The organism is Streptomyces sp. PR69 (genome assembly GCF_026420845.1).
Lineage (GTDB): Bacteria > Actinomycetota > Actinomycetes > Streptomycetales > Streptomycetaceae > Streptomyces.
This window is the reverse complement of sequence record NZ_JAOWCB010000004.1, coordinates 178,833-190,905: the sequence shown is the minus strand read 5'-3', so window position 1 is coordinate 190,905 and position 12,073 is coordinate 178,833. Positions and strand designations below refer to the sequence as shown.

Genomic DNA, 12,073 nt, shown 5'->3' with positions numbered 1-12,073 from the left:
CGTACCCCGTGGGGTGGCGGTCCGCCCTGCCCGCCGCCCGACCGGCCCAAGCGAGTGCCCCGGCCCAAGCGAGCGCCCGCGCCCAAGCCGCCGTGCCTCGGACGAAGCCGCCGCCCCTCGGCTCCCTGGCGTCGGCTACGCGGGTCTGCGCAGCACCGCCAGGCTCCGCCCGGTCAGCCGTACCCGCTCCCCGGCCGCCACCTTCGGCCCCTGCCCCGGAGGCACCCCCTCCGGCCGCCCCGTGTCCACCACCACCTCCCACTGGCGGCCGTGGTTCACCGGCACCGTGAAGTCGAGCCCCTGCGCGCTGGCGTTGAACATCAGCAGAAACGAGTCATCAAAGATCCGCTCCCCTCGGGGACCCGGCTCCGAGATCGCGTGGCCGTTCAGAAACACCGTCAGCGCCCGGGCATGCGCCGCCTGCCAGTCCCGCTGGGTCATCTCCTCCCCCCTGGGAGTGAACCAGGCGATGTCCGACAGCTCGTCATGCGTGCCCTCCACGGGCCGGCCGTGGAAGAACCGCCGCCGCCGGAAGACGGGATGGTCCCGGCGCAGCCACACCATCTGCTGGGTGAAGGCCAGCAGCGAGCCCTCCTGCTCGCTCCCCGCCTTCGGCCAGTGCACCCAGGACAGCTCGTTGTCCTGGCAGTAGGCGTTGTTGTTGCCGCGCTGGGTCCGGGCGAACTCATCGCCATGGCTGAGCATCGGCACACCCTGGGAGAGCATCAGCGTGGCGATGAAGTTGCGCATCTGCCGCTCGCGCAGCGCCAGCACCTCCGGGTCGTCGGTCTCGCCCTCCGCCCCGCAGTTCCAGGAGCGGTTGTAGCTCTCCCCGTCGCGATTGCCCTCGCCGTTGGCCTCGTTGTGCTTCTCGTTGTACGAGACGAGGTCGTGCAGCGTAAAGCCGTCATGACAGGTGGCGAAGTTGATGGAGGCCAGCGGCCGCCGTCCGTCGTCCTGGTAGAGGTCGGAGGAGCCGGTCAGCCGTGAGGCGAACTCCGCCAGCGTCCGCGGCTCTCCGCGCCACAGATCGCGCACCGTGTCGCGGTACTTGCCGTTCCACTCCGTCCACAGAGGCGGGAAGTTCCCCACCTGGTAGCCGCCCTCGCCGACGTCCCAGGGCTCGGCGATCAGCTTGACCTGGCTGACCACCGGGTCCTGCTGCACCAGGTCGAAGAAGGAGGAGAGCCGGTCCACCTCGTGGAACTGGCGGGCGAGCGTCGCGGCGAGGTCGAAGCGGAAGCCGTCGACATGCATCTCGGTGACCCAGTACCGCAGCGAGTCCATGATCAGCTGAAGGACGTGGGGGCTGCGCATCAGCAGTGAGTTCCCGGTGCCGGTGGTGTCGGTGTAGTAGCGGCGGTCGGCGGCCAGCCGGTAGTACGAGGCGTTGTCCAGCCCCCGGAAGGAGAGCGTGGGCCCCAGGTGATTCCCCTCGGCGGTGTGGTTGTAGACCACGTCGAGGATCACCTCGATGCCCGCCTGGTGCAGCGCCTTGACCGCCTGCTTGAACTCCAGCACCTGCTCGCCGCGGTCGCCCCACGAGGCATAGGAGTTGTGCGGGGCGAAGAAGCCGATCGTGTTGTAGCCCCAGTAGTTGCTCAGCCCCATGTCCGCCAGGCGGTTGTCATGGACGAACTGATGCACCGGCATCAGCTCCAGCGCGGTGACGCCCAGCTCCGTCAGATGCGAGATCACCGCCGGATGCGCCAGCCCCGCATAGGTGCCGCGCAGCTCCTTGGGCAGCTCCGGATGGAGCATGGTCAGGCCCTTCACATGGGCCTCGTAGATCACCGTGCGGTGGTAGTCCGTGCGCGGCGGGCGGTCGTCGCCCCAGTCGAAGTACGGGTTGACCACCACGGAGGTCATCGTGTGCGGCGCGGAGTCCAGATCGTTGCGCGAGTCGGGGTGGCCGAAGTGATAGCCGTACACCGACTCGTTCCAGTCGACGGACCCGCAGATCGCACGGGCGTACGGATCGAGGAGGAGCTTGGCGGAGTTGCACCGCTGCCCCCGCTCCGGGGCGTACGGGCCGTGGACGCGGAAGCCGTACCGCTGGCCCGGCATCACACCCGGCAGATACGCATGGCGCACAAAGGCGTCGGTCTCCCGCAGCTCCACAGCCGTCTCCGAGCCGTCGTCGTGCAGCAGACACAGCTCGATACGCCGTGCGGCTTCCGAGTACACCGCGAAGTTCGTGCCGGCGCCGTCGTACGTCGCGCCCAGGGGATACGCCTGTCCCGGCCAGACCTGCATATTTATGACTCTTCCACTTCTGATCCGGGTGCTGGAGGCCCTCGGCCCGAATCGTCCCCGAAAGTATCGTCGCTCACGCCTCGATCCCGCGGCCGACAGGCGTGGACGGCGCGGTCAACATCGGGTTCCTTCTGTCGCCCGGGGGTGCAATCCCTATGAATCCGCTCACGTGGGCAGACATCGCCAGCGGGAAACCACCGGCGGTTCAAGGGAGTTGGAAAACGTCACGGTGGATACGCTGCATGGCGTCCCACAGGCGGAGTACCCTTCCTTGATCGTTGGAGGGGGTACGGAAGGCGGTGCGAGGGTGAGCTCGGGAGGGCTGGAGCTACCCCCCGGTGACGCGGGGCACGAGGGGGACTCCGCAGACGTCCCGCCCGGAGCGGTCTCCCTCGCCAGACCGGTGGAGATCGGGGCGGAGCTGGACTGGGGCGCGGACGCCTGGAGTGAGGTGCGCACACGTGCCCAGCGCGCCGGGCGTGCGTACATCTGGCTGAATCTGGTCGAGCAGCGGCTGCGGGCGGTGGTGGCCGCGGTGCTGCGGCCGGTGTACGAACCCGTCCACGGCGACGACTGGGTGGTCGCCGCGGCCGGGCCCGCCGGACAGGAATGGGTGCAGCGCGCGGTCGCGGTCCGCGAGGTCTCACGGCGCAAGGGCTATCTGCTGGACCCGGCGGACGACAACGTCCTGTCGTTTCTGACGCTGCCCCAGCTGCGAGAGCTGATGGTGCAGCACTGGCCCTGCTTCGAGCCGTACTTCGACGACCGGCGGGATGTCGAGCTGGCGCTCGACGAGCTGGAGGTGGCCCGCAACATCGTCTCCCGCAACCGGGCGCTGAACGAGGCGGTGCTCGCCCAGGCAGAGCGGGCCTCGGCACGGCTGCTGGAGATACTGGGCGGCGGGGCGGGCGTTCCCTCGGCGGACCGGCTCCCCGTCGACGCCGTGGAGGATCTCGTCGGCGACCGGTACGCGGACGTGGTCTCCGTCCACCCCGACCGGGTGCGGCTGCTGCGCCAGCTCCCGGCCGAGGACCTCTTCGGCGGCGCACGCCGCCTCGACGCCATCGGCATCGGCCTCAATCTGCTGGTGCAGAACTTCTCCGGCCGCCGGCTGGTGCGGCTGGCCGAGTCCGGCTGCCGGGTGCGGCTGCTCTTCCTCAACCCGGCGAGCAGCGCGGTCAAGCGGCGCGAGCGCGAACTCGGCCTCAAGAAGGGCGAGCTGAGCCGCACGGTGGAGATGAACATCCTCCATATGCGCCGGGTCCGCGCCCGGCTGCGCGATCCGGGCGCGTTCGAGATCCAGGTATTCGACGAGACGCCCCGCTTCAACGCCTATCTGGTGGACGGCGACGGCCCCGACGGCGTGGCCGTCGTCCAGTCCTATCTGCGCAAGGCACGCGGCATGGAGGCGCCGGTGCTGGTCCTGCGGGGCGGTGGACGGTCCGTGGTCCGGGCGGGCGTCGACCCCGAGAACGGACTGTTCCAGACCTACCGCGAGGAGTTCGATTCGTTCTGGGTGGATTCGCGCCCAGTGTCCTGAGATAAAGCCGCGGCCCGGCGTTGTCAGTGGCGCATGCCAGGGTGGAGAGCCAGTGGGGAACCGGTTGGGGGCCCCGCGCGCACAGAGGGGGGAGACATGGCCTGGCACGCAGAGCCGCTCGTCGGCTTCGACCTGGAGACGACGGGCACCGAGCCGCTTGAGGCGCGGATCGTGACGGCGGCGATCGTCGAGGTGGGGCCGCGGGGCATCGCCCGGCGGACCTGGCTGGCCGACCCGGGCGTGCGGATTCCGCCGCAGGCGTCCGCGATCCACGGCATCAGCAGCGAGCGGGCGGCGGCGGAGGGACGGCCGGCGCGGGAGGTCGCCGACGAGATCGCCGAGACGCTGACGGACTGCTGGCGACGCGGCGTGCCGGTCGTCGCGTACAACGCGGCATTCGATCTGACGCTGCTCAGCGCGGAGTTGCGGCGGCATGGGCTGCCCTCGCTCGCCGAGCGCGGATTCGACGCGGCGGGCGGGACGGGACCGGTGATCGACCCCTACACGATCGACCGGGCCGTCGACCGCTACCGCAAGGGCAAGCGCACCCTGGAGGCCGTCTGCGCCGAATACGGCATCCGGCTCGACGACGCCCATGAGGCGGGCGCGGATGCGCTGGCGGCGGTGCGGGTGGCGCGGGCGATAGCCGAGCGGCATGAGGCCGTGGCCGCGATGGCTCCCGCGGAGCTGCATGAGCGTCAGATTCGCTGGTACGCCCAGTGGGCGGCGGACTTCCAGCGCTTTCTGCGGCGCAAGGGGGATGCGGGGGCGGTGGTCGACCCGGCGTGGCCGCTGCGCGCGCTGCCGCCGTCACCTGCGGTGCTTTCCCCCACCCTCCCCCTACGCCCTGGGGGCGTGGGGGGACCCCCACTTCCCTGAACTGGGGCTCCGCCCCGGGAGGCCGTGCAGGGGCGGCGGCGCGAGGCTGCCGCCCGCCAGGGGGGCGCGGGGCGGCAGCCCCGCAGTCCCTCCCCCTCCCGGAGGGGGGTCTGGGGGCGGAGCCCCCAGTTACGGGACAACACCCCCGCCGCGCTGCCGGCGGCCCGTCAGAACGGACGCCACCTGACCCCCGCGTCCCCCTCGCGGAGGGACGCCACCCGGCGGCGGAACTCCGCCAGGGCGCGCGGGTTCGCGGGGGCGTGCTGGGCCACCCAGGCGCAGCTCGCCGTCTCGCGGGCGCCGCGGAGGAGTTCGCAGCCGGCCCAGTCGCGGACGTCCCATCCGTAGGCCGAGACGAACGCCGTATAGGCCTCGGGCGGCAGCCCGTAGCGGTCGCGGGCGAGGGCCATGACCACCAGGTCGTGCTCGCGGGCGTCCGAGGAGAAGGTCTCCAGGTCCATCAGCACGGGGCCGTCCGGGCCGACATGGACATTGCGGGGGAGCGCGTCGCCGTGCACCGGGCCGGGCGTCAGCCGTGGTGTGAGCGCGGCCGTCGCCGCACGGAGGCAGTCGGCCCGCTCACGCAGATACGCGGCGTCGGCCGGGTCGATCGCATCCCCCGCGAGCCGCAGCCACCGCGCCACCCCGCCCAGCAGCTCCCGCCGCGGCAGGGCGAAGGGCGCGGCGGGGAGCGCGTGCACCCGGCGCAGCAGCAGCGCCAGATCCTCCGGCGCGGCGGGGCGTACGGCGTCGGGCAGCCGATGCCACACCGTCACCGGGCGGCCTGCGGCCAGCCGCGGTTTCGGCTCCGCCGCCCGTACCGCGGGGACGCCCGACTCCGCGAGCCAGGCGGCGACAGCGAGCTCCCGCTCGGCGCGGGGCGTCAACTCGGCGCCCCGGCCCACCTTGACGACCAGCTCACCGGTCTCGAATACGGCGTTCTCGCCGAGGGCCAGCAGCTTGGCGTCCTCGGCGGGCAGTCCGGCCGCTGTCAGCAGCCGTCGGGCCTGTGTCTCGTCCATCACGCGGCACAGTCTCGCATCCGGAAAAGAAATGGCACGAGACGTATCGTCTCGTTATTCTTGCGGCATGACTTCTTCGAAGCGTGCCCATATCGCCATGTTCTCCATCGCCGCCCACGGGCACGTGAACCCGAGCCTGGACGTCATCCGGGAACTCGTCGCCCGCGGGCACCGTGTCAGCTACGCCATCCCCGCCTCCTTCGCCGACAAGGTGGCGCAGACCGGAGCGGAGCCGGTCGCCTACACCTCCACGCTCCCCACCGACGAGGACCCGGACGCCTGGGGCGTCGAACTGATCGACAACATCGAGCCGTTCCTCGACGACGCCATCTCCGTGCTGCCGCAGCTGTCGGCCGCCTTCGAGGGGGACGAGCCGGACCTGGTGATCCATGACATCACCTCCTATCCGGCGCGCGTCCTCGCCCATCGGTGGGGCGTGCCCGCCGTCTCGCTGTGGCCCAACCTCGTTCCGTGGGAGGGATACGAGGAAGAGGTCGCCGGACCGGCGTATGCCGAGATGAAGGCGTCGGAGCGGGGGCAGGCGTACTACGCCCGGTTCCGTGGCTGGCTGGCGGAGCACGGCCTCGGCTCAGTCGACCCGGACGACTTCGTCGCCCGTCCGCGGCGCGCCGCAGTGCTGATCCCCAGAGCGCTCCAGCCTCACGCGGACCGTGTCGACGAGTCGGTTTACACCTTCGTCGGCGCCTGCCAGGGCGACCGGGCCGAGCAGGGCCGGTGGGCGCCGCCCGCGGACGCCGAGAGGGTGCTGCTGGTCTCGCTCGGTTCGGCGTTCACCAAGCAGCCCGCCTTCTACCGCCGGTGCGTACAGGCCTTCGGCGATCTGCCCGGCTGGCATGTGGTGCTCCAGATCGGCAAGCATGTCGACGTCTCGGAGCTCGGCGAGATCCCGGGCAATGTCGAGGTGCACCACTGGGTTCCGCAGCTGTCCGTGCTGCGCCAGGCCGATGCCTTCATCACCCACGCGGGCGCGGGCGGCAGCCAGGAGGGCCTGGCGACGCGTACGCCGATGGTGGCGGTCCCGCAGGCCGTCGACCAGTTCGGCAACGCGGACATGTTGGTCTCGCTCGGTGTGGCGCGCCGTCTCGACGCGCAGACCGCCACCGCCGGGGAACTGCGCGAGGCTGTCCTCGCGCTGGCGTCCGACCCGGAGGTCGCGGCACGGCTCGCCGAGATCGGACGCCAGATGGACCGGGAAGGGGGGACGGTCCAGGCGGCGGACCTGATCGAAGCCGAGCTGCGCTGAGCGGGCGAGCGCCGGCACATCCTGAAGCGGTGCGGGCCTTCAGGCCCACCGCATCCCGCCGCGCGCGGCCGCCGTGCCCTCCCCCACGGGGCACGCCGGCCGTCATATGGTGTGACGATGACGACGAGGTATGCGGCGCTGCTGCGCGGGATCAACGTCGGGGGCCGCAGAAAGGTCCCGATGGCGGCTCTGCGTGAGGTCCTCGCCGCACTCGGCCACACCGGCGTCGGCACCTACCTGCAGAGCGGAAACGCCGTCTTCTCCAGCGCGTCCACGGATGAACGGGCGATCGCGGCAGACCTGGAGAAGGCCATCGAGGACCGCTTCGGGTTCGACGTCGGCTGCCTGGTGCGCAGCGGCGACTATCTGCGCGCGGTCATCGACTCCTGCCCGTTCCCCGCCGGCTCGCTGGAGGGGAAGCAGCTCCATGTCACCTTTCTCTCTGAGTCCGTCGCCCCCGCCCGCCTCGCCCCCGTCGACCCACAGGCCTTTCTGCCCGAGGAGTTCCGCCTCGGCGACAGGGTGCTCTACCTCTATCTCCCCGAGGGCATGGGCCGTTCCAAGCTCGCCGAAGCTCTTGCGAAGCCATCCCTGTTCAAGGGGGTCACCGCCACCAGCCGCAACTGGAACACCGTAGTCAGACTGGCGGAGCTGACCGATGCCGGCTGAGCCCGCGCCCGCGGACCCGGTCGGCGCCGCCATGGAGGCGGAGTTCCGGCTGCTGGACCCGGCCGTGCGCGCCTCTCCCCAGCGGCTCGCCGAACTGCTGCACCCCGACTTCTGCGCGATCGGCGCCTCCGGCCGGACCTGGAACCGCGACACGGTCACCGCCGCCCTCACCGCACGCGCGGAACCGGCACAACGCCCCGTCACCGCCTCGCATATGAAAGGCGTCCGGCTCGCTCCCGACGTGGTGCATCTGACCTTCGACACCGAGTCCGGCGCGCAGCGCACCCACCGCAGTTCGCTGTGGCGGCTGGTGGACGGCCGCTGGCTGCTCTACTTCCACCAGGCCACGCACTTCGGCGACCCGGCCGCCGACACGGCTGAACCCGTTGTATGAAGCGTCTCAGCCGACCGCCGCCAGCAGATCCTCCCGCCGGGCGCACGCGTCATAGCGCCGGAGCAGCAGCCGGGCCAGTTCGGGGGCCGGGCCCAGGACGTCGGCCAGCACATCCGCCCCGGCCTCACGCGCCCCGGCGGCGATACGGTCCGGCAGCCTGCCCGGCGCGATCACATACGGGGCCACGGCGACGCGCCGGACGCCTTCGGCGCGCAGTGCCCGTACCGCCGCGCCGGTGTGCGGGGGGCCCGCGGAAGAGACAGCGGAGGCGAACGCAGGCCGCACGGAGCACCAACCGGTGCGCCTCAGCTCCCGCGCCATTTCAGCGATCACTGCGATCGCCTCCGGGTCGGTGGAGCCGGCCGAGGCCAGGACCAGTCCGGTGGCGGACCGGTCGCCGGGGCCGAGGCCGGCTTCGTACAGCCGGCGCTCCAGCGCGCCGAGCAGCAGCGGCGAAGGGCCGAGCACCTCCGCCTGGCGGATGCGCAGCGCCGCCGGGGCGGCCCGCAGCACCGAGGGGATGTCCGCCTTCGCATGGAAGGCACGGGTCAGCAGCAGCGGCAGGGCGACCACATCGCGCGCCCCCTCGGCCGCCAGCCGGTCCAGCACCCGCGGCACGGACGGGGCGTTGAAGTCCAGGAACGCGGTCTCCGCCCGCAGTCCGGGGCGCAGCGCGGCGGCCCGGCGCACCAGGGCGTGCACGGTCGCCGCATGCCGCGGGTCGCGGCTGCCGTGGGCGACGACCAGCAGCACAGGACGCCGGTCGGCAAGAGCGTGGGGGTGATGGCGCATGACAGTGCCTCAGCTCCTGGCCAGCAGACCGCGGCTGCGCAGCACCCACCGCTCCAGCGGAGAAAAGATCAGCAGGTCGATGGCGATGCCGACGATCAGGATCAGCAGGATGGCGAGGAAGACGCCGGGCATGTCGAAGTTGTTCCGGCCGTTCTCCAGCAGCTGGCCGAGCCCCAGGCCCAGTTCCGGCGAGGAAGCGATGATCTCCGCGGCCATCAGCGACCGCCAGGAGAACGCCCAGCCCTGCTTCAGCCCCGCCAGATAGCCGGGCAGCGCCGCCGGCATCACGATGTGCAGGGTGCCGCGCAGCCCCGTCGCGCCGAGTGTGCGCCCGGCCCGCAGATACAGCGGCGGCACCTGGTCCACGCCCGACACCAGGCCGTTGGCGATCGACGGCACCGCGCCCAGCAGGATCACTGCGAACATCATCGAGTCATTGAGGCCCAGCCAGATCACCGCGGGCGGCACCCAGGCCACCGACGGCAGCGACTGCAGCCCCGACAGGATCGGCCGGATCGCGGCGCGTACGAACGCCACCCGCGCCACCAGCAGCCCGAGCGGGGTGCCGATGGCCAGCGCCAGCAGAAAGCCCAGCAGACCGCGGGAGACCGAGGTCCAGACGACCTCGTGGAGCGTGCCCTGCAGCCACATCTCGGACAGGCTGTCCCACACCGCGGACGGAGCGGGCAGCTTGTACTCCTCGGTGACCTTGGCCCACACCAGCAGCTGCCACACCGCCAGCACCAGCGCCACCGCCGTCACCGGCGGCAGCACCTTCTTCAGCAGCACCTCGCGCACCGGCGTACGGCGCGTCTGCACGGACTCCAGCGCGTCCAGGCCCGCCTCCAGACCGGCCAGGTCGTCGCCCTTCGCGACGGCGGCCGGTGCGGCGTTCGCCCCCGGGTCCGTCGTACTCGTATCAGTGCCGGCCATGACGGCGGATCTCCCCACGCAGCTCTTCGGTGATCTCGACGGACAGCTCCGCCACCGCGGCATCCTCGATACGGCGCGGCTGGTCGATGTCCACCGTCCATTCACGGGCGATCCGGCCCGGCCGCGACGACAGCAGCACCACCCGCTGCGCCAGCCGCACCGCCTCACGGACGTTGTGCGTCACGAACAGCACCGACAGATCTGTCTCCCGCCAGATCCGGGTCAGCTCGTCGTGCAGCACATCCCGGGTGATCGCGTCCAGAGCCGCGAACGGCTCGTCCATCAGCAGCAGCCGGCTGTCCTGCGCCAGCGCCCGCGCCATCGCCACGCGCTGCCGCATGCCGCCCGACAGCTCGTGCACCCGCTTGCCGTACGCGCCACCCAGCCGGACCAGCTCCAGCAGCCGCTCCGCCTCACCGCGCCGCTCCCGCCGGGGCGTCCCCCGCAGTTTCAGCGCCAGCTCGACGTTCTTGCCCGCGGTCAGCCACGGGAACAGCGCATGCTCCTGGAACATCAGGGCCGGCCGGCCGTCCGTGGTGATCGAGCCGGCGCTCGGCCGGTCCAGACCCGCCACCAGATTCAGCAGCGTCGACTTGCCGCAGCCGGACGCCCCCAGCAGGGTGACGAACTCACCGGGCGCGACATCGAGGGAGATGTCGTCCAGGACGGGCTGCGCACCCGCGGGCCCGGCGAAGGACTTCGAGACATGCTCGATCCGCGCCGCGTACGGAACGGCGGCGGGGGCGGGCACGGAGTCCGTCGTCGAACGGTCCCCGGCCCGGCGCACCGTGTCCTTCGTCAGGGTCTGCGCGGTCTGGGCCATGGTCGTCACCTCCTGGGTCATGCTGTGAGTCGTGTTGCGTACAGGTCGTACGGGCCGTACGGGTCGTACGGGTCGTACGGGGCTTACGGCGGCGTACACGGCAGAGCGGCTGCCGGCCGCCGGCTACCGGCTGCCGACGCCGAGCCCGTCGTCGGCGACGGCGGGTCTGCCCTGCGCGGCGAGCACCGTGTTCAGCGGCCCGAGGTCGTAGATCCCGGCGATCTCGGCGAGGGCGGTCTCGTCCAGCAGCCCCGCCTCCACCGCGTGCCGGGCCTGCACCCGCAGGGTCGCGGCCAGCGGATCGTCGGTGAACCGGAGTGAAGGCCACGCCGCGTCGATCACCTCGGCGGGCAGCGGCTTCCCGGTCAGCTCCGCCAGCTGTGCGTTGGCGGACTGCTTCGCCTTCTCCGGATGGGCGCTGATCCACTCATTGGTCTTCACCGCGCCCCGCAGCACCGCCTCCACCACATCCGGGTGCTTGCTCAGGAACTTCTGCGACACGATCACATTCGTGATCACGAACTTCTCGTCCGGCCATAGCGAGGCCTCGTCGAGCAGCACCTTCGCGCCCTTCGCCACCAGCTGCGACGCGGTCGGCTCCGGAACCCACGCCCCGTCGACGGAGCCGGACGCATAGGCGTCCGGGGTCACCTTGCTGTCGGTGCGCAGCACGGAGACATCGCCCTTGCCGCTTTGCGGGTCGACCTTCCAGCCCTGCTCGGCGATCCAGTTGAGGAACGCCACATCCTGGGTGTTGCCCAGCTGGGGAGTGGCGATCCGCTTGCCCTTGACGTCGTCCGGAGTGCGGATCTTCTCCGGGTCGACCACGAACTTCACCCCGCCGGAGGCCGAACCCGCGACGATCCGCAGATTCTGCCCCTTCGCCTTGGCATAGCCGTTGAGGGCGGGGGAGGGGCCGATGAAGCCGATGTCGACAGAGCCCGCGTTCAGCGCCTCGATCTCCGAGGGGCCCGCGTTGAAGCTCGCCGTGGACACCCGGGTGCCGCCCAGCTCCTTCTGGAAGAAGCCCTCCTGGTCCCCGACCAGGGCTGTGGCATGCGTCAGATTCGGGAAGTACCCGATCCGCACCGTGTCGGCCGACAGCTTCTTCCCCCGGGCGACCGGCACGGCGTCCTCGCCGCCGCGCTGCGCCTTGGAGCCGTAGCCGCACGCGGTCAGCGCCACGGCGAGCAGCGGCACGGCCGCCGTGAGGGCGAGACCGCGGCGCCGGGCGCGTGCGCCGTGGCGTCGCGGGGGAGTGCGGAGGGCTGGCACGGGAGGGGTTCCTCTCGTCGGCCCGGCTCTCACATCACCTCGGATCGCCGGGTGACGCGGCCGGGTTGGCGGCGGGTTCGGGTCTTCGTCTGCGCGGCGGGCAGCACGGCAGGGAGGTCAGCGCGCACATCGCGCCACTCCGCCGGTGCCCGCGCCGAGAACGCCGCTCCCGATGCGGCCGCCTTCTTTGGCGAAGGTCCCGTAGAAGCCGTCGGCGGCGTCGCCG

General features: G+C 71.6%; 10 protein-coding genes and 1 pseudogene. 5 read left to right on the top strand and 6 right to left on the bottom strand.

The window, feature by feature from the left end; all coding sequences use genetic code 11:
* Window positions 1-135: 135 nt before the first annotated feature.
* Window positions 136-2,256 (bottom strand): glycogen debranching protein GlgX, encoded by a 2,121-nt coding sequence (glgX, locus tag OF819_RS05585; RefSeq protein ID WP_267242216.1) that lies wholly within the window; start codon window positions 2,254-2,256, stop codon window positions 136-138.
* Window positions 2,257-2,563: 307 nt separating this feature from the next.
* On the opposite strand from glgX, the gene OF819_RS05580 reads away from it, so the two are divergent.
* Window positions 2,564-3,796 carry an SAV2148 family HEPN domain-containing protein gene (locus tag OF819_RS05580; protein WP_267242215.1) on the top strand — a complete coding sequence of 411 codons (1,233 nt, stop codon included), beginning with the start codon at window positions 2,564-2,566 and terminating at the stop codon, window positions 3,794-3,796.
* Between the two features lie 96 nt (window positions 3,797-3,892).
* Complete coding sequence (locus OF819_RS05575) at window positions 3,893-4,675, top strand: 3'-5' exonuclease (protein WP_267242214.1); 783 nt, start codon at window positions 3,893-3,895, stop codon at window positions 4,673-4,675.
* 167 nt (window positions 4,676-4,842) lie between these two features.
* On the opposite strand, the gene OF819_RS05570 is transcribed toward OF819_RS05575, so the two are convergent.
* A complete protein-coding gene (locus OF819_RS05570) occupies window positions 4,843-5,697 on the bottom strand; it encodes a phosphotransferase enzyme family protein (RefSeq protein WP_267242213.1) in 855 nt (284 codons plus the stop codon).
* On the opposite strand from OF819_RS05570, the pseudogene mgt reads away from it, so the two are divergent.
* From mgt to OF819_RS05555, 3 genes and pseudogenes are all read left to right on the top strand, one after another.
* Window positions 5,685-6,961: pseudogene (mgt, locus tag OF819_RS05565) on the top strand (macrolide-inactivating glycosyltransferase). The gene OF819_RS05570 and the pseudogene mgt sit on opposite strands and share 13 nt — an antisense overlap.
* A gap of 117 nt (window positions 6,962-7,078) precedes the next feature.
* Complete coding sequence (locus OF819_RS05560) at window positions 7,079-7,630, top strand: DUF1697 domain-containing protein (RefSeq protein ID WP_267242211.1); 552 nt, start codon at window positions 7,079-7,081, stop codon at window positions 7,628-7,630.
* Window positions 7,620-8,024 carry a nuclear transport factor 2 family protein gene (locus OF819_RS05555; RefSeq protein ID WP_267242210.1) on the top strand — a complete coding sequence of 135 codons (405 nt, stop codon included), beginning with the start codon at window positions 7,620-7,622 and terminating at the stop codon, window positions 8,022-8,024. The genes OF819_RS05560 and OF819_RS05555 overlap by 11 nt, the downstream gene beginning before the upstream one ends.
* A 6-nt stretch (window positions 8,025-8,030) precedes the next feature.
* Here the strand turns inward: OF819_RS05555 and OF819_RS05550 are convergent, their stop codons facing one another.
* From OF819_RS05550 to OF819_RS05535, 4 genes are all read right to left on the bottom strand, one after another.
* A complete protein-coding gene (locus OF819_RS05550; protein ID WP_267242209.1) occupies window positions 8,031-8,816 on the bottom strand; it encodes a sirohydrochlorin chelatase in 786 nt (261 codons plus the stop codon).
* A 9-nt stretch (window positions 8,817-8,825) separates the two neighbouring features.
* Window positions 8,826-9,749: an ABC transporter permease gene (locus OF819_RS05545; RefSeq protein ID WP_267242208.1), complete on the bottom strand. Its 924-nt coding sequence runs from the start codon at window positions 9,747-9,749 to the stop codon at window positions 8,826-8,828.
* A complete protein-coding gene (locus tag OF819_RS05540; protein WP_267242207.1) occupies window positions 9,736-10,593 on the bottom strand; it encodes an ABC transporter ATP-binding protein in 858 nt (285 codons plus the stop codon). The genes OF819_RS05545 and OF819_RS05540 overlap by 14 nt, the downstream gene beginning before the upstream one ends.
* 102 nt (window positions 10,594-10,695) lie before the next feature.
* Window positions 10,696-11,847: an ABC transporter substrate-binding protein gene (locus tag OF819_RS05535; RefSeq protein WP_267242206.1), complete on the bottom strand. Its 1,152-nt coding sequence runs from the start codon at window positions 11,845-11,847 to the stop codon at window positions 10,696-10,698.
* Window positions 11,848-12,073: the final 226 nt, after the last annotated feature.